Source organism: Chryseobacterium sp. SIMBA_029 (assembly GCF_046535275.1).
Taxonomy (GTDB): domain Bacteria; phylum Bacteroidota; class Bacteroidia; order Flavobacteriales; family Weeksellaceae; genus Chryseobacterium.
Genome location: NZ_JAWRXA010000013.1, coordinates 1 through 18,427 on the forward strand (window position 1 = coordinate 1; position 18,427 = coordinate 18,427).

The 18,427-nt window shown below is 39.7% G+C and carries 11 protein-coding genes; all 11 read right to left on the reverse strand.

Annotated features, from left to right (window positions below):
• Positions 1-406: 406 nt before the first annotated feature.
• The 11 genes from SB679_RS20375 to SB679_RS20425 all read right to left on the reverse strand — a co-directional run bounded on the left by SB679_RS20375 (position 407) and on the right by SB679_RS20425 (position 18,388).
• Positions 407-1,207: a Cof-type HAD-IIB family hydrolase gene (locus SB679_RS20375; RefSeq protein WP_410704148.1), complete on the reverse strand. Its 801-nt coding sequence runs from the start codon at positions 1,205-1,207 to the stop codon at positions 407-409.
• Positions 1,208-1,342: 135 nt separating this feature from the next.
• Positions 1,343-3,379 carry an alpha-glucuronidase gene (locus SB679_RS20380; RefSeq protein ID WP_410704235.1) on the reverse strand — a complete coding sequence of 679 codons (2,037 nt, stop codon included), beginning with the start codon at positions 3,377-3,379 and terminating at the stop codon, positions 1,343-1,345.
• A gap of 63 nt (positions 3,380-3,442) precedes the next feature.
• Positions 3,443-4,411, reverse strand: a complete 969-nt coding sequence (locus tag SB679_RS20385) for a glycoside hydrolase family 43 protein (protein WP_410704149.1) — start codon at positions 4,409-4,411, stop codon at positions 3,443-3,445.
• Positions 4,412-4,543: 132 nt separating this feature from the next.
• Complete coding sequence (locus SB679_RS20390) at positions 4,544-5,659, reverse strand: endo-1,4-beta-xylanase (protein WP_410704150.1); 1,116 nt, start codon at positions 5,657-5,659, stop codon at positions 4,544-4,546.
• Between the two features lie 11 nt (positions 5,660-5,670).
• The gene (locus SB679_RS20395; protein ID WP_410704151.1) at positions 5,671-7,116 is read right to left on the reverse strand and encodes an MFS transporter; all 1,446 of its coding nucleotides are present in this window, start codon (positions 7,114-7,116) and stop codon (positions 5,671-5,673) included.
• A gap of 45 nt (positions 7,117-7,161) precedes the next feature.
• Complete coding sequence (locus SB679_RS20400) at positions 7,162-9,078, reverse strand: sialate O-acetylesterase (protein ID WP_410704152.1); 1,917 nt, start codon at positions 9,076-9,078, stop codon at positions 7,162-7,164.
• A 57-nt stretch (positions 9,079-9,135) separates the two neighbouring features.
• Complete coding sequence (locus tag SB679_RS20405) at positions 9,136-10,860, reverse strand: DUF5597 domain-containing protein (protein WP_410704153.1); 1,725 nt, start codon at positions 10,858-10,860, stop codon at positions 9,136-9,138.
• A gap of 619 nt (positions 10,861-11,479) precedes the next feature.
• Positions 11,480-12,538: an aldose epimerase family protein gene (locus SB679_RS20410; RefSeq protein ID WP_410704154.1), complete on the reverse strand. Its 1,059-nt coding sequence runs from the start codon at positions 12,536-12,538 to the stop codon at positions 11,480-11,482.
• A 274-nt stretch (positions 12,539-12,812) separates the two neighbouring features.
• Complete coding sequence (locus SB679_RS20415) at positions 12,813-15,338, reverse strand: glycosyl hydrolase 115 family protein (RefSeq protein WP_410704155.1); 2,526 nt, start codon at positions 15,336-15,338, stop codon at positions 12,813-12,815.
• Positions 15,339-15,371: 33 nt separating this feature from the next.
• Positions 15,372-17,081 (reverse strand): glycoside hydrolase family 43 protein, encoded by a 1,710-nt coding sequence (locus SB679_RS20420; RefSeq protein ID WP_410704156.1) that lies wholly within the window; start codon positions 17,079-17,081, stop codon positions 15,372-15,374.
• 8 nt (positions 17,082-17,089) lie between these two features.
• Positions 17,090-18,388, reverse strand: a complete 1,299-nt coding sequence (locus tag SB679_RS20425) for an MFS transporter (protein ID WP_410704157.1) — start codon at positions 18,386-18,388, stop codon at positions 17,090-17,092.
• Between the last annotated feature and the right edge of the window lie 39 nt (positions 18,389-18,427).

Genomic DNA, 18,427 nt, shown 5'->3' on the forward strand with positions numbered 1-18,427 from the left:
AATCTCTCTGTGTACGCTTGACATACTGGGTTTCTAAATGTTCTTCCATAACGATTCTTTTTTTGTGTATCGATATTTCAGGACTAGACATTGATATTAAAATAAAACCTTCAGATCATGTCTGAAGGTTTTTTATTGAGGAAATATTTTATAGAACTTGTCAAAACTTAAATCAATTAAAGTGTTGATAGTATTTCACACAGCTTTTGTGACTTTTGTGGTTATAAGATAAGAATATACAATTTCCACTAGGCTTTATTGCTAATTATTCTGCTGTCATTCAGAATGCAACGAAGTGAAATGAAGAATCTAATCTATAAATGAGATTCCTCCTTTGTCGGAATGACAATACAAGTGAAGTTCATAAATACGTTCAACTAGTACTTAACATATCTAAATTTTAAAATTATTCTGCGTTCAGATATCTTTTAATGGTGTTCAGTACCCCAAAGTTATCATTGGAACCCGCTTCAAAGCTTGCTGCTGCTTTTACGGCAGGGTGCGCATTTTCCATCGCATAAGAATACTGAGCTTTTTTAAGCATTTCGATATCATTCATATAATCTCCGAAGACCATGGTCTGTGCGGGAGTAATATTAAGGGTTTTCTGCAATTTTTCCAATGCATTTCCTTTGTTGATGTTTTTATTCATAATATCCATCCAATGCTGGCCAGAAATGACGACTTCAAGACCAAACTGATCAAAGTCTTTTACAACCGGATATAAATATTTTTCAGAGCTTTCAGGATGGTAAACAGCAATTTTAAAAATACTGTCATCTACCGGCTCCGTGAGGTCCTCTCTCCTTTCGTTATCGGTATAGAACCGAGCAATATAGTCTATGAAATCCTGGTTATCTGTTTCGTAATAGGCTTTTTTCTTCCCGGATAAAACGGCGGTTGCGGCTGGAACCGTACGGATAGAACGGATAATTTCCGCAATATTTTCCTGGTTCAGCTGATCAGCAAATAATTCCTGATTCTTGTACACCATATACCCTCCGTTTTCAGCAATAAAACCAATTTCATTTTCAATCGCTCCGAAATATTTGGTGATCCCCAGCATCTGCCTTCCGCTTGCCGGTACGAAGAGAATATTTCTTCTTTTCAGCTCTTCATAGATTTCCGGAAACTCCGGGCTTACTTCATATTGAGAATTCAGGAATGTTCCGTCCATATCGGTTACGATCAGCTTAATATCATTCATACAACATTTTTTTGGTTACAAAATTGTCAATCAAGGCACAAAGATACCACATATAGTTGTAACGGGTGACTTTCGGAGGATTGTAAAATTGTCAATATTGCATGAACCAGGTCTTAAAAACACTACAGATTAATTTTAGTTATGATGTTTCATATCCAGTTTGATTTTTTTAAGATCTTCCAGCTCATGAACAGGGCGTTCTATATCGTAAGGAACCGGCATCTTCGAATAGGTCTGAAAATAAAGCAGGCAGGCATCTTTCCACCACACGGCATCTTTCGACTGAATTTTTAACCTGGATTGAACATGATGGAATCTCTCTGCATCCACATACGGTTCCATTCTATCCCATGTTTTTTGATATTCACGAACGTTTTTCACGCCTTTATCATAGGTGTAGCAGAGTTCATCCCACAGGCTTTTCCCGTCTTTCATAGTATATTTCCAAGGAACATGATGGAACCAGAGGATGAGATTTTCAGGACAGGTTTCTATATTTCCATAGGTCTGGTTTAAAGGTGAAAAATACTGGGCAACCGCATTACTGCCTGTTTGCGTTCTGTTGAATCCCAGTCCGTTTTCATCGGCTTTATGATAATATACGGGCATCCAGTCCGGCCTTCCACCGGGAATATCTCCCCAGGGTTCAGGCCCATAATGATGGTCAAAAGCAAAAATATGGTGCAAACCAAGCGGCATCATGTAGTCTACAGCTGTTTCCCGGGAAGAAAGCATCATTTCTTTCACCGGATTTACAAAATTCCGGTCATTGGTGAACGTCATTTTTATCCACTCTGCGGCAATCTGATCGGAACTCAGCTGATGATTCCATGCCAGTCTTCCGAAGGCATACCAATTGGCCTGGGCAAAATGACTTCCGGTCCAGTTGGTTTCATCACCAATATTGGCTACGGCGGAAATAGCTGTTAATTTTGCAGGTCTCAATGTACCGTCTGTTATTTTTGAAACCGTAGATCCTTTTCCATAGGCATAGGTATCACTGTCCAGAGTTTCTTTAAACAGCGGGGCAAGAAAAACGAGATGGTTGGAAAACCCCAGATATTCCTGTGTAATTTGAAATTCCACCATTTCAGAGGTTTTTTTTAACGCTCCGAATAAGGGATTAAAAGGTTCGCGGGGCTGGAAATCAATCGGACCGTTTTTGATCTGAATAATCACATTATCCCTGAATTTTCCGTCCAGAGGCAGAAACTCCAGATAGGCCTGTTTGGCTCGGTCTTCCGGGCTCGGACTGTATACAAAAGCACGCCACATCACTATTCCGCCATGAGCTTTCAATACATCAGCCATCATATTGGCACCATCAGCATGGGTTCTTCCATAATCCTGAGGTCCGGGCTGCCCTTCTGAATTGGCTTTCACCAAAAAGCCTCCAAAATCCGGTATTATCTTATAAATTTCATTGGTTTTCTCCTTCCACCATTCCTGAACTTTTTTATTCAGTGGATCAGAATTTTCAAGTCCGCCAATGACTTTTGGGGAGGAAAAGTTCACTGAAAGATAGACCTTAATTCCATACGGACGAAAAATATCGGCCAGTGTTTTTACCTTGATCAGATATTCATTCTTCAGCATATTCGGTGAAGCATTGACATTATTCAGCACGACAGCGTTAATTCCGATCGAAGCATTGGCTCTTGCATAGGCTTCATAACGCGGGGAAATTGTGCCGGGCAGATCTTCCCATTTCCATAACGAATGTCCTGCATATCCTCTTTCTATACTTCCGTCCAGATTATCCCAATGGTTGAGAATTCTTACGTCATAAGAAGGCTTTTCTGTAATATTCAGGTGAGTAAGATCCGATTGCGTCTGCTGTAGGCGGAGAATATGATACACTCCATACAGCAAGCCCGTTTCTTTAGCTGAAGAAATAATGATTTTCTCCGGTCCGGATGTAATGGTGTATCCATCTTTAAGATTTTTCAATGATTTTTCTGTACGCAGTTCAACAGTCTGTCCCTGCCAATAAGTAGTAAGCTCTTTTTTCGCAATATCAAGCGTCGGATTTTTCCCTTTGGAAATAATCTTTTCTGCACTGATTCCATTTTTTACGTTTGGAAACCGAAGCCAGAGCTGGCTACCATCTTCTGCAAATACACAAAATGGAAAGAGAAAAAGAAACAGTATACAGGTTCGAAGATAAAACATACAGGAAATTTTCATAGATTTTTTATTTTTTATGAAAGGATAAAAACGACCTTATCGGTGACTTTAACCTTCTAATCCGTCAATGGTTTTGATGGTTCCGTCCGGATGATACTCCATTTCAATCATTTTCATGCTTCGTAACCAGGTTTTTCCACCGCTGGGAACACTGTCATGAAAAAATAAATACCATTTTCCTTTATATTCGGCAATGCTGTGATGCGTGGTCCATCCTACCACCGGGGTCAGGATAACGCCCTGATAAGTAAACGGTCCGTAAGGAGTATCCCCTGTAGCATAGCATAAAAGATGAGTATCTCCCGTGGAATAAGAAAAATAATATTTTCCATTGTATTTATGCATCCATGAGGCTTCAAAAAATCGGTGTTCATCGCCCTGAAGCAAAGGTTTTCCATCGGCATCGAGAATGATAAGATCTTTTGGTTCTTCTGCGAATTCCAACATATCATCACTCAATAAAGCAACTTTAGAATGAATTGCGGGTTCATCATCATTTGGAATGACTGCATATTCCAGTGCTTTATTGTTGCGGTAGCGTTGAAGCTGTCCACCCCAGATTCCGCCAAAATACATATAATGCTTCCCGTCTTCTTCAAAAATACAGGGATCAATACTGTAACTTCCCAACATCGGGTGTTTTTCAGGAATAAAAGGACCATAAGGTCTGTCGGCAACGGCCACTCCTATCCTGAAAATATCATTTTTATCTTTCAAAGGATAATACATATAATATTTCCCATTTTTAAATGCTACATCACAATCCCACAACTGACGCCCTGCCCATGGAATATCCTTTACCGAAAGGACAACTCCATGATCCGTTACCGCTCCGTTCTCTATGTCATCAATGGAAAATACATGGTAATCATTCATATCAAAATGATCTCCGTTGTCATTTTCCTCAATGCCGCTTTCTCTGTCGTGGGATGGATAAATATAGAGTTTACCTTCGAATACATGAACGGATGGATCTGCCATATAATCACTCGGGAATAGATATTTTGCTTTTTTCATGATCGTAAAATTTATCTTTTTTTATTTAGTTGTTGGTTGTCAGTTGCTAGTGTTTGGTCTTTAACCTGTGTGTTAAGCTGATAGTCTGATGTCTGATGTCTGATGTCTGAAATCTAACATCTTGTCTATTCCCTACTTTCCCGCCAGTTTGACGATCTTCTCAATCACCGGTTTTGCCTGATCTTGACGGTCAAAAAGTAAGGGATAATCTGTTCTTCCTTTTATCGGAAAATCATTTTTCCAGGACTGCGTATCGGTAACTCCCCACAAGGTAACTCTTCTGATTTTATCCGAATGTTTTAAAAACAGGCCAAAGAAATCCACATACCGCTTTTCCCATTGTGACTGTACATTCGCGGGAAGTCCCTGAGTATAGGGATTCATTTCTTTTTTATAAGCAACCGTGTCTGAAATGTTGGCGGAATTTCCTCCGGGTGAAGGAAGTGCGCTGATTTCCATCTCTGTCACATTCACTTTTACTCCGGTTTCAGCATAGGCAAGAATGGCTTTTTCATACTCGTCTATGGAAGGAGCGTCCATTCCGACATGGGCCTGCATTCCCACTCCGTCAATCCGGATTCCCTGAGATTTCAGCTTTTTCACCATTCTGGAAACAGCCTGTATTTTGCCAGGATACCATTCATTATAATCGTTGTAATAGAGTTCTGCGTCGGGATCTGCTTCATGTGCATATTGAAATGCCAGTGGAACAAATTCTTCGCCCAGTATTTCGTAAAACTTAGATTTCCGGTACGAACCGTCTTCCAAAATAGCCTCGTTCACCACATCCCAGCCTTTTACTCTTCCTTTGTACCTGGAAACAACAGTGGTAATGTGGTTTTTCATTCTCTGTTTCAATACTTCCGGAGATACATTGTTGCCATTACTGTCTGTGAAAAACCATTTCGGAGCCTGAGAGTGCCATATCAGGGTATGTCCAATAATAAACATTTTATTTTTCTCTCCGAAAGCAACAAACTGATCAGCGTCGTCAAAAAAGAATTTTCCTTCAGCAGGTTGCAGGAACATGCTTTTCATACAGTTTTCTGCAACAATAGAACTGAACTGTTGTTTGATAATTTCTACTGATTTCTGATCTGTTCCATGGATCTGCTGAAGATTCATGGCTGTTCCGATGTAGAATTTTTTATTAAAAGCTTCTTTCAATGAAGCATCGGAAGTACTCTGTTTTACTTGTGTGCAGGAAACGGCAAAAGCCATAAGGCCTACTAGGATAATACGATTCATATATTTGGTTTTTATTTTCTTCTTTCTGACAGATCTTTCTCAATCTGCACTTCCATTTCTTTATTGATTTTATAGAGGAAAAGCAGTCCGCATGCGATAAAAAACGGAATCGCAGGAAATACACTGACTAGCATTTTGGCGCCTTCTGCCACGGTTTCAGGCTGAATAACCTGCTGGGTCCCTTCGGTTGAAATATAACCGTATTTACCGATAATCATGGCAACCAATGAACTTCCAATGCTTAATCCCACTTTTAACCCTACCATCATGGCAGAAAAAATAATGGCTGTGGCTCTCCGGTTATTTTTCCATTCTGAATAGTCGGCTACATCAGCAATCATGGCCCAAAGTATGGGTGTACTGATTCCATAGAAAAAGCCGTGGCAGATCTGTGATAAAAACATCAGTTCAACTGATTTCGGCGGGTAAAAAATAAAGACTACAATAAATAAGGTTGAGATAAAAAGTGACAGGACAAATACATCTCTTTTTCCGTAACGGTCGGCAAACTTCTTTGAAAATGTAATTCCTACAATCATCATGATAATTCCACCGGCATTAAAAAGTCCAAATCCTGCAGATTTCACATTCTCTCCAAAAAAGTTCATCCCAATGGAGTCAAAGAAATGGGTAATCGGAGCAATGAAGCTTTTCAATGCTGCTTCGTCTACATAATTATTAAAATAATAGACATAGGAACCTCCTTTCATGGCCAATGTAATGAATATCAACGCTGTTACCGTCAGCATAATGACCCAGGGTTTATTCTGAAACAGATCTTTTACATCTTCTTTTACACTTGATTTTTGCTCCGGCTTAGGAATAACTCTTTCTTTCGTTGTAAAAAACGTGATTAAAAGCATCACAGAACCGATGATGGCCAGCCAGGTCATTACTTCTTCAATTCCCACTGCTTTATCTCCATTACCTACTGATAAAATAATCGGAAGCATGAAAACCTGTACAAAAAACTGCGCAAACATCACCGCTACGAAACGGTAGGAAGATATACTGTTTCTTTCACTCATATCCCCGGTAATGACTCCGCTCAAAGCTGAATAAGGAAGATTGTTGGAAGAGTATAATAATAACAGTAACGTGTAGGTAACAGCAGCATACACCATCTTGCCTTTATAAGAAAAATCCGGGGTACTGAAAGCCAGCAAGGCGGCAATTCCTAACGGAACGGCTGTAAACAGAATCCAAGGACGGAATTTCCCCCATTTTGTAACGGTACGATCTGCCAGGGCGCCAATCAACGGATTGAATCCAAAACCGGCTACCAGGCCTACAATCAGAGTGATGACCGAAGCATCTTTGGCTTTTAATCCATAAATATCTGTGTAAAAATACGCCAGATAAGTCACCAGAGTCTGGAATACTAAATTGGCAGCCAGATCGCCTAAACTGTAGCCTATTTTTTCAAGGACCGATATTTTTTGAGATTGATTATTCATAAGTAGTTGTAATTTCAGATAGGATAATGGATATTTTATGTTTTTTTATTCCGTGGTAAAAGGGGAAGCCGGAAGCCCGTTTTTATTTTTCAGGTTGGCCTGATCCGGATTGTCTGCCCAGGCATATCTTACAGCAGTTGGATTTTTAGCAGCATCGCTCCATACCATGATTTTATTTCCTTCTATTGCTGCATTGGCCCATACAAAATTTCCGTTTTCATTTTTAACGGCAAAACCTTTCAGTGAGGAAACCGGAGAAAAGTCATCGGTTCCTTTTTTAAACGAAAGAATGATGGTATTCCCCTCTTTTTTGAATGATTCATAGACAGGGCCGTCTGCCACTATGTTTTCTTTATAGGCGATTTTCAGTGCCTGAAGAGCAAGCCTGTCACCAATTGTTTTCTTGTGTAAAGGATGGATATCGTTCCATTCTCCGGCGTCGATGGCCACGGCAAGTCCGGTATTGGGAACGGTAAGGGAAACATTGCGCTGCTGTTCGCGCAGTTGTGCCCAACTGCTTTCTACAGGCTGGGATTTCGCTTCCATAAAATTGGCAAGCTGTACAATGAGAAAAGGAAGATCCTTTTGATTCCATTGGGAACGCCAATCCTTAATCATCGTGGAAAGCAGATCTTCATATTCATTAGGTTTTGCAGTATTGCTTTCTCCCTGGTACCATATTACTCCTTTTATCGCATATCCTGTAAGCGGATGAATCATGGCATTATACAATCCCGTTGGTTTCCAGCGGATGAAAGTCTGCCCGGGAGCATTTCCATTCATTTTGTACCCTATTTTGTATTTCCATTCACCTTTCAGGTCTATTGTCTGATCTCCAATATGTAGTTCATAAGGTTTGTCTTTAATAAACTCTCCTTTTCCACTCCCGTTGAGTACACGTACCGTAATGATGTTTTTCCCTTCTTTTAATACCCCTGCCGGAATATCATACCAGCGGGGTGGATATTCATAGGTCACATTTCCAGCTTTTATCCCGTTGATATAGGTGATATCGGCATCTTTTATTCTTCCCAGGTTGAGAAAAGCAGCTTTAGCTCCTGCTCCTTTGGGAAGTGTTATCTCTTTCCTAAACCACACAGACCCTTCAAAAGCCCCTTCTTTATCTTCCCAGGAGCCCGGAATATTCATGGTGCTCCACCCGGAATCATTCCATTGAGACTGTTCCCAGTGTTCGCTCACTCCTTTGTCATTCTTATCTAGTTCAGAATACCAGGCTTTGCTTAGAGCCTGTTCAGAAGATTCTGTGGTTTGTATGAGTTGGTCATTCTGCCATTTTTTGGCTTCTGAAAGGTATTCCGGATATTTTTTAAGGGAATTTTCACCCATCCAAGCCTGAACGGGTGAACCGCCTAAACTTGCATTGATAATTCCTACCGGAACATTCATTTTTTCTTGTATTGATTTGGCAAAAAAATAGGCCACTGCAGAGAAATTTAAAATGGTCTGCTGGTTGGTCGTTTCCCATACTCCACCGTCCAGGTCTTCCTGCGGCGATTTGAAATCGTATTTTTGAGGAACAGTAAAGAAACGGATGTTCTGATTATTCGCGCTTTGGATTTCCTCCTGATACAAAGGTTTTACCCTCCGCATCGGAAGCTCCATATTGGATTGCCCTGATGCCAGCCATACTTCACCAATCATGATATTATGCAATGTTATTTCATTCACGGTCATGGTAAAAGGGCCTCCTGCTTTCATGGCAGGCAGCATTAGATTCCAGTTTCCTGTTGTATTGGCTGTGGTGCTGTATTTTTTATTCTGAAAGGTTATATTCACTTTTTCACCTACATCTGCTTTGCCCCATATTTTTATGTTCTGATCTCTTTGCAATACCATTCCATCTGAAACCAAAGCCGGAAGTTTCACTTTGGCATTAACCATATCGGTCACCCAAAAAGCAGTGAACAGGATCAATATTTTTAAAACATTACAGGTACTCATTTTTATAGATTTGTATACAATATTGTTAATAGAAGTTCTTCAGTAAGCTCATCCAGTCTATTGATATTCATATAATCTGACGTGAAGAATCGCAAACTCATCAACACCAATCCGTACATGTCTTCCCTGATGGGTTTGGTCGCCATTCAGTCTTCTTATTGGAATGAAATTTCCTTTCTCATCGATTCTTATTTCATCCACAGGACCAATTCCTGCCCTTTTTCCGCCCGTCCATTGATTTTGAGTATTTTGAGTCTGCGTTTTTCCACCTTGCGCGGCAAAACCATCTTCTCCCAAATCTTTAGCCTGAATTTCTTTTTTTTCATTGAGTTTTTCAAACTCCACCACGATCCCGCTTCCGGCAATAAGGTATTCGTCTTTAGCCAACCGGAGAATGATTCCGCCTCCTTCAGGCCACACACTTCCGTCTTTTGCTCTTGGATCCCAAGGAAGAGTGAAAAAGTGTTTTGCCGTAAGGGTAAGATCATCAAAACTGATTTTACGTTCTGAATTGTTCTGATCGAATAAAAGTCCTTTGGACCATCCCTGGCCCTGATATTTTGTAAGAACCGGAATCAGCTGTTTCAATTTGGAGTAGGCATCTGCCAGCCTTTTGCTCCCTGTTTCGGAATTATTCTCTATGGAAAACGGACTGTATCCAATGGCATCATGTTCCCCGAAAGCATAGAAAGCCTGCACCCCGTTATTAGCCGTCATTTTTACTTCCGGTACAAAAAGCGGATTATTATGAAGTCTGTATTTAGATACCCATTCGGCAAAATTCCCGTCATATAAATCAGGGGAAAGTATATCTATGTTGGGTGCTGCTGCATGCCAGATATCAATCAGATGAGCCAGCGGACCACCTGCAGGATATTCTCCCGGCTGTCTGTTCCGGCTGTTCATAGCCGCATTTACATATAAAGGAATATGATAAATGGATTTGGATGTTTTAGCCAGTTTTTCTACATACTGAGCATATGACCAGGCCGTAAAAAGTTCATCGGTATACAGGTCATTTCCAAAGATTTCCTGCCAGTTTCCTTTGGTTTTAAACCCTTGTTTCCCCCATTTCTCTGCCAGGGAGGAATGAAGTTCTTTTTTATTGTTAATTAAAAATTTGATCAGTGTTTCAGGAACCTGGGCATTGAAGGAAGCATTGGCTTCTTTAGAATAATCACGAGCACCTTCCAGCATTCCGATTTCGTTTTCTACCTGTACCATAATGACCGTTCCCTGTTTGGAATCTACGGAAGCAATATGTTTCATTACTTCAGAGAAGGCTTTGTGATCGGCATTCAGGACGTTTTGTGAGAAAGAGCTTGCTATTTCCATAGGTTTTCCGGCTTTGGAATAGGCTCTGGGATATTTTTTATAGTCTTTTTTAAACCACAACGGAGCATAGCAGCTCATTGAGTTTTTCCAGGCTCCGAACCATAAGAAAACAATTTTAAGATCATTTTTCCTGGCCTGATCAATAGCTTTGTCAAGTAAACTAAAATCTAATTTCCCTTCTTCGGGTTCTATCATATCCCAATAGGCAGGCACTAAAACGGTGTTCAATCCCATCTGCTGAAGTTTTGGAAAATGCGTTTCAATATCCTGAGCGGAAGATGCGGAAGAATTTCCCAACTCACCGCCTATGATAAGAAATGGTTTCTGCTCTACGACAAGCTGGGTTGCCGTACCTTTTTTCTGCAAATGAGGAATGTTATCCTGCGCCTGTAAACAGAACGAAAGGGCTATTCCTGAAAGAATCAACGCTTTATGTATCGTCATCATCAATTGATTGATTTTTAGTTCATATGTATTGTATTATTTACAAGACAAATGGTATATTATGTACCGTTTTAAAAACAAATAAAACTGAATGTTAAAATATTCTCACCATAGATTGTATTAACCTACCAATATCTTTGTGATCGTTTTTAAAAATATAAGAAACAATCTATATAGCAAAGGAATCCTGAGAGTACCAGCTCTCCGTTTGTCAAAGTGAGCCGTAACACTTTAGTATTTCTTAGAAAAAAACAACACCCTTATCATAGATTGTACGATTATAAAAATGGAGTCTTTTTCATTTCCGGATCCTGCACCAACCTCAGCATACAGCATAAAAATATTCCGGGCCAATTCTTTACACTTTCAACACAGGGCTTATCATATTTTTGACAATAACTATACTGTTGTTTATTTTTAAAATTAAATCTGCAATATTAATAAACTTTAACATATGTTTAACATTAATTTTGCTTTATTTCCGCCTATTTTTTACATAAAACACAAATATTCACTTGATTGTATTGCCTGAAATGAGATCCAACATCGTTTATTAATGAAAACCTTTTCTCAAATGTTCAAAAAGCAAAATTTCCAATGAGTAAAAAAGCAAACTTTACCTTTATCCTACTGAAAATTTATAGATCGTTTTTGTCTGATATTTTTCTCCAGGAAAAAGCTTTACAGATGGAAAATGAACCTGATTGGGAGCATCGGGATAATGTTGCGTTTCTAAACAAATTCCTGTTCTTGCCGTATTTTTACCTCCTGTTTTTGTAGTATGTTTTCCATCTAAAAAATTCCCGGAATAGACTTGCATACCCGGCTGATCGGTAAAAGCCTCCATTTTCCGTCCGCTTTCCGGGTGATATAATGTTCCGGTCCGCCTCATCCCGCTTCCTCTAAGGACAAAGCAATGGTCATATCCGTTGGCTCTCTTTAGCTGCTCATTTTCGGTATCGATATCTTTTCCTATGAGTTTGGAAATCCTGAAATCAAAGGGGCTACCTTCAACATCCTGAAATCCTCCTTCGGGAATAGAAAAGGTGTCAATAGGAATAAACTGGTCTGCTTCCAACTGTAATTCATGATCGGTAATGGGCTTTGTAAACCGACCGGAAAGATTGAAATAGGAATGATGCGTCAGATTGATAATAGTCGCATGATCAGTTACCGCTTCATAAGAAATAATGAGTTCATTATCGTCGGTCAGGCTGTAAAAAACCTTCGCTATAAGTGTCCCCGGATATCCTTCTTCACCATCAGGACTTTCATAAGTTAATTGTAAAGTGGGGATTTCAGTCTTCTGTACCACTTCAGCAGTCCAAATCTTGTTAAAAAATCCTTCTTTCCCGCCATGAAGATGATTGGGGCCATTATTTTCTGCCAGGTGATAGCTTTTACCTTCCAATTGAAAAACAGCATTTGCAATCCTGTTCGCAAATCTCCCAATAATGGCTCCGTAGAAATATGAATTCTGGTTAAAATAATCCTGTGGTTCTACAAAACCCAGCACCACATCTTCATAGTTCCCGTTTTTATCCGGAGCGGTTAATGAAGTAACAATCGCTCCATAGTTGATGATTTCAGCGGTCATTCCATTTTTATTCGTGAGGGTGTATTTTTTGATGTTCTCCCCTTTATCTGTGGTTCCATATTCTGAAATCTGAATATTTTCCATATTGTTTTGTCTTTTCGTTTTTTTATTATTAGATGTCAGATATGAGATTTCAGATATCAGACGTCAAACTTGCTTATAAGAATGTTTCTATTAAAATGTATAATTATGTAAGGTTATTATATACAATTTTTTATGTATTGTTATTCCGGCGAAGGAGGAATCCCATTCATCGATTAGATTCTTCATTTCACTACGTTACATTCTGAATGACAGCAGAATGAAGACAATAAAGTCCGTGTAAAATTGTATATTTTTACTTAATTTTATATTAATATTATTCATAGTCACTTTCGGGAGGGCCTAAATAGGATGGCTGTAATCCTCCTGTATTGATGAGTATTTTTTCGATGACAATTCCGGAATCCAGCACCCGGAAACGCAGGGTATGTTTTCCTGGTATCGTTATGGTATGCTTTGTCATTGATTTTATAATATGCTCAGACTGCCATTGTCCCAGTTCGCCCCGGTAATTTCCGTTAAAATTAATGATTTGCGGTTGTTGTCCGTCAAAAGAAATTTCATACCGCAAGCCTTTATTGCTGTTAAAATTAAGGGTAGGCGCCAATAAAAGCTGGACTTCAAATAGTCCTGTTGAGGTAACATTCATATCATATTCGAGATAGATATTGTCCTCATTCTTAAGCTGACTCTTCTGCGGAAAGGTAGTTACACCGGACTTTGTTTTTCCGAAATCGGGAATTACTTTCCACTGTATATTGTCTGAAGTATGCTGATCTGCAAAATTCTCCGCTTCTATTGAAATATAGCCCTCTTTTTCTTTGAACGTTTTATTTTTTTGAGTGGATGTTTTTGAAACATAAACTACTTCCGGCATTATATTTTGATCGGGCTGGTTCCAGCCTGTATATCCGATGTGAGGCTGATCCATCATATGTTTCCATTTTCCGCCTGCAATTTCAGTGTTGTATTGCTGCTGCAGCAAAGCGTCATATGCAAAGTTCTTTTTTACTTTATCGGCATATTCGTTGGCACTAGGATCATTTTTCGCCGCCAGCTGCTTGTTTTTTGCCACGTTATAATACATTTCATACAGAGTACTGCAAGCCTCGATCGGATAGAGCACCAACTGGAAATAAGCATCCTTATATTCCTGCGGGAGTTCTCTGGACAAGCGTATTGCATCAAGAGCCAGAGTACGGTACTCATTTACCACCGTTTCAAATTCATTATAATTATCGAGGCTGTACGTGGTACTGTTAAGCGTTTCAGGTGTTACTCTGCGGTTGTATTTTGCATACAGATTGATCATTCTTGCAATTTCTTTGGAATGCTTCTCACCAAACTGCTCTGATGCCCATTTTTGGGTATATTCCATTAGATTATCCGCAGTAAACTGTTTGGGATTCCAGGCCATATCCATAAAGAAACTGATCGGAAATTCCATAGGTTTTAAATCGCCTACGTTGACTACCCATACCTTATTCACCTGATGTTCGTAGGTCAGGTTCATCTGTTCCCAAACCCGCTGAATAGGACTGATGTTGATCCATTTTGAATTTCTCGGTCCACCCACATAATCAAAATGATAATACATTCCATAGCCGCCTTTGTGAAGCGGTTTTGACAGATCGGGAAGTTTGCGGACATTTCCCCAGTTGTCATCACAAAACAGCAGAATGACATCATCAGGAACTTTCATTCCTTCATCATAATAGTCCTGGACTTCTTTGTACAATGCCCAGATCTGAGGTATTTTTCTGGCCTGCTTTCCTGTTTCGTTTTCTATAATCTTCCGCTGATCTTTTACAATCTTCTCTAAAAGAGAAATATTCGTTTTCTCTCCCATGGCTTCGTCCCCGTCACCACGCATTCCTATGGTGATCAACTTTTCCCAGTTTTTACTTCTCTTGATCCCCGTTTTCCAGAATTGCTGCAATACATCAGCATTTTTGTTATAATCCCAGATATTGGAAAGGTCATTTTTCTTGATATATCGATGCCAGTCAGTTTGTGCCAGTGCCATCGGCTCATGATGGGAAGTTCCCATGATAATTCCCATTTCATCCGCCAACACTCCATTTTGAGGATCATCATCATAGAAAGCTTTTCCCCACATTGCAGGCCAGAGGTAATTACCTTTAAGGCGAAGGATTAACTCAAAAACCTTTTCATAAAACTGGCTGTTGATTCCACCAAAGCTGTTTCTCGCCCAGGTTCCCAAAGAAGGTTCTTCGTCGTTCAGGAAAATACCCCTATACTCTACTGCTGGCTCTCCGTCGGTATATGTTCCTTTTTTAAAATATAGATTTTCTTTTTTTTGTACCGGAACATCCGCCCAATAATACCATGGTGAAACGCCGATCTGTTTTGAAAATTCATAAATCCCGTAGATCGTCCCGCGTTTGTCACTGCCGGCAATCACAACAGCTTCTGAAACTCCTTCGAAGGGATTTTTAATATTCTGAATGATGAATTTTTCCCGTTTTCCGTTTAGTTCTTTACCATCCAGTTTATGTTGTCTGATCAGAAGATCAATGATTGAATTCGTTCCTGCACTTCCAATAATAATCAGCGGAGAAGATCGATTTGGATTTTGATGAATCGTATCAGGTAATTCTCCGGTTACTTTCTGAAGATCAGTACTTAGCGTATGAACGGCTCTTGCAATACCTTTATCAATTCCCTGATCGGTATACAAGGCCAGCTTTACGGATTGATTTTTTAACAGCAATCCTTCTGCACTTGTTTCAGTAGTGATAAAGGATCCAACAGACTGAGCCGTCCCGCTAACGCAGAATATAAAGGCTGTGATGATGATTACTTTTGATAAAACTTTCATTGGATTGACTATGTACGTTGATTAAAGAATTTTTCACCAGTTCATATCATTGGATACTGTACTGTACAATCCGATCAGGCTACCTGTAAATCCCCCTGCAATATCGGTTGACAGGATATCTCCTGAAACTTTTCCGCCCAGATTTTTAAAAGTTTTCCCGTCAAGAGAATAATTAAAGGTATAATCATCCCCTTCGGCGATTACCTTAAGTTGCATCGTCTTAGAAAGCTCAATTTTTTCATGGGCAACAATGGTTGAGTTTCCTTTTTCTGTTCTTTCCAATACCAGATAATAATCTTTATCTTTTTTCGTCAGTCCAAATACGTAGTTAAATTTTTCATTTTGATAACACGTAATTCCGGCCAATTCCTTCTCAGATTTCGGGGTAAAATCTAAAGTAACGGCCGCCTCAAATGATGCATGCTGCTGCCTGTGAAATAATGCTGAAATGGGAGCTTTTGCTTTAACATTGGTGGCAAAAGAATTTATTTTCAATCCTTTTTTAGTGATGGTGATAAAATTTTCACGCGGACCTCTCATCGCAATCCACCTCTGATCGAGATCAGGATTCGTTAAAGCATCTGAAAACGTAAAATTCCCATTCGGAAAAAATCCGGTTTCCCCGGTTTGATTTTTAACTCCTTTCGGCATCTTAAGTGCAGGTTTCATAGGAACTAATCCATTTTGAAATACAGGATATGTTCCGCTCCAGTCTACAGGGAGGATAAAAGTTTCTCTTCCCGTATTTACCCGGTTCTTTTCATTGGGACGGATGGCTAAAAATACTCCGTAATAGTCACCTTCAGGGGTTTCTACCAGATCGGCATGTCCTGCCCAATCCACTTTATCTTTTCTGTCTTTCGGAAAATAGCGCTGGGTAAGAATGGGATTATTTCCTGCGGGAATAAAGGGACCTTTTGGACTGTCGCTCACAAAAATAACTTCACTGTGATTGCCTCCTGTACCTCCTTCCGCGCACATCAGATAATATTTTCCACCTTTTTTATAGAGATGCGGACCTTCTATCCAGATTGGTTTCTGGCTGAGGTCTACTCCACCATTCACAATGATTTTATCCGTGCCCGCTACCACCTGATCTTTCTCGAGATCATAATCCCATATTTTAATCACACGGTGACCACTGTATTGTTCCGTTCCTTTTGGTGGTGCATCGTTATGAATAATATATGCTTTTCCGTTGTCATCAAAGAAAATGGAAGGATCAATCCCATCAAAATTAAGTTTTTGAACTTCACTCCAACCTTTTTCAGGATCTTTGGTTTTGACAATCATATTTCCGATTCCGCTGGCAATCTGAGTGGTCACCATATAAAACGTATCGTTGTATGGGTTGTATTTAATATCCGGAGCATAGATTCCTTCTGAAACACCCGATTTTTCCACTTTCAGCTGTGAAGGCCTGTCTAAAACATGCCCAATCTGCTTCCAGTTGACCAGATCTTTAGACTGAAAGATCGGAACTCCCGGAAACATTGAAAATGAGGAATTCACGAGATAATAATCGCTTCCTTTTCGCGTGATACTGGGATCGGGATAACAACCCTGAAGCACCGGTGAATAGAATTCATCGTCTTTGAGTGGGTTATCCGTGTATATTTTATCATTTCCCTTGTACGTAAAGCCGGAAAAAACCTGGGCTGAAATATTCAGGGAAAGTAATACTGTAACAGCTAAGGCCGTTTTATTTTTAAAAACAATTGGATTGATTAGTCTTCTTTTCATAATTATTATCAATTCGTTTTTATCTTATTTTCTGGCTTTCGGTTAATGAAACGGATAATTAGCCAGGCAGCGATATAGGATATTCCGGCAATAAAAAAGATAATATTGTATCCTCCGTTGATATTTCCGGCTTTTTTAAAAGTATCCAGTATAATTCCAATAAACAAAGGAAAGATAATCCCGGCAACAGAGCCTAGCATTCCGCCGAATCCAATCACTGAGCTTACATATTTATTCGGCAGCCTGTCTCCAACCGTTGTCATCAGATTGGCTCCCCAACCCTGATGCGCTGCTGTAGCAAAAGCAATCACAATGGTAATAACCCACATATTTCCAAGATATTTCGAAAACATCACGGGCACAACCATCAATGCAAAAAGCAGCATCGTTACATTTCTTGCTTTGTTGATTTCCCATCCTTTTTTGATGAGCCACGATGAAAGGTAGCCGCCACCGATACTTCCGATGGTTGTTCCGCTGTAAATAAGGATCAGAGGAAGGGATGGTTTCGTAAGGTCCATTTTAAAAACATCGACAAAATAAGCGGGAAGCCAGAACATAAAGAAATACCATATTGGATCGGTCATGATTTTCCCGATGGCAAATGACCAGGTTACTTTGTATTTGAATAATTCGGAAAGAGGGACTTTAGACTGTTCTTCTGGCTGTGCATCCTGATCGCTTTTTATATATTGGTATTCTTCATGGGTTAGTTTTTTTGATTGTTCAGGAGCGCGATAAAATTTCCACCAAAGAACAATCCAGATCAGTCCGGCTGCTCCAATCCACACAAAAGTCTGCTGCCATCCATAATGTCCGAGAATCCATGGAACTAAAAGAGGGGCCAAAATAGCTCCTACCGTCGCTCCGGAATTAAAAAGACCTGTCGCCAGCGCTCTTTCTTTTTTGGGGAACCATTCTGCTACGGATTTTATAGCTGCAGGAAAATTTCCGGCCTCGCTTAGTCCAAGAGCTGTTCTTGCGAGAATAAATCCGAAGGTATTTTTCACAAAACCATGTCCGATAGACGCCAGACTCCAGATGATTAAAGAAACAGCATATCCTATTTTTGTACCCACTCTATCGATAAAACGCCCCATTGCGAGGTATCCTAATGCGTAAGAAGCGGTAAAAGCCATCACAATATAACTGTAATCTTTTTCTGTCCAGTGAAAGTCTGCTTCCAGGGTTGGCTTCAGCAATCCCATTACCTGACGGTCTAAATAATTGATCGTAGTGGCCAGGAAAACCAAAGACAGCATCCACCATCTCATATTTTGTTTTTTAGGAGGATGTATTTTGATCATGGTTGTATTAATGATTAATTGAGATTTTTACTTTACTTT

What these genes read in the sequence shown, in the direction of transcription:
- SB679_RS20375 (WP_410704148.1), bottom strand. Translation starts at nt 1,207, where the DNA reads ATGAATGATATTAAGCTGATCGTAACCGATATGGACGGAACATTCCTG.
- SB679_RS20380 (WP_410704235.1), bottom strand. Translation starts at nt 3,379, where the DNA reads ATGTTTTATCTTCGAACCTGTATACTGTTTCTTTTTCTCTTTCCATTT.
- SB679_RS20385 (WP_410704149.1), bottom strand. Translation starts at nt 4,411, where the DNA reads ATGAAAAAAGCAAAATATCTATTCCCGAGTGATTATATGGCAGATCCA.
- SB679_RS20390 (WP_410704150.1), bottom strand. Translation starts at nt 5,659, where the DNA reads ATGAATCGTATTATCCTAGTAGGCCTTATGGCTTTTGCCGTTTCCTGC.
- SB679_RS20395 (WP_410704151.1), bottom strand. Translation starts at nt 7,116, where the DNA reads ATGAATAATCAATCTCAAAAAATATCGGTCCTTGAAAAAATAGGCTAC.
- SB679_RS20400 (WP_410704152.1), bottom strand. Translation starts at nt 9,078, where the DNA reads ATGAGTACCTGTAATGTTTTAAAAATATTGATCCTGTTCACTGCTTTT.
- SB679_RS20405 (WP_410704153.1), bottom strand. Translation starts at nt 10,860, where the DNA reads ATGATGACGATACATAAAGCGTTGATTCTTTCAGGAATAGCCCTTTCG.
- SB679_RS20410 (WP_410704154.1), bottom strand. Translation starts at nt 12,538, where the DNA reads ATGGAAAATATTCAGATTTCAGAATATGGAACCACAGATAAAGGGGAG.
- SB679_RS20415 (WP_410704155.1), bottom strand. Translation starts at nt 15,338, where the DNA reads ATGAAAGTTTTATCAAAAGTAATCATCATCACAGCCTTTATATTCTGC.
- SB679_RS20420 (WP_410704156.1), bottom strand. Translation starts at nt 17,081, where the DNA reads ATGAAAAGAAGACTAATCAATCCAATTGTTTTTAAAAATAAAACGGCC.
- SB679_RS20425 (WP_410704157.1), bottom strand. Translation starts at nt 18,388, where the DNA reads ATGATCAAAATACATCCTCCTAAAAAACAAAATATGAGATGGTGGATG.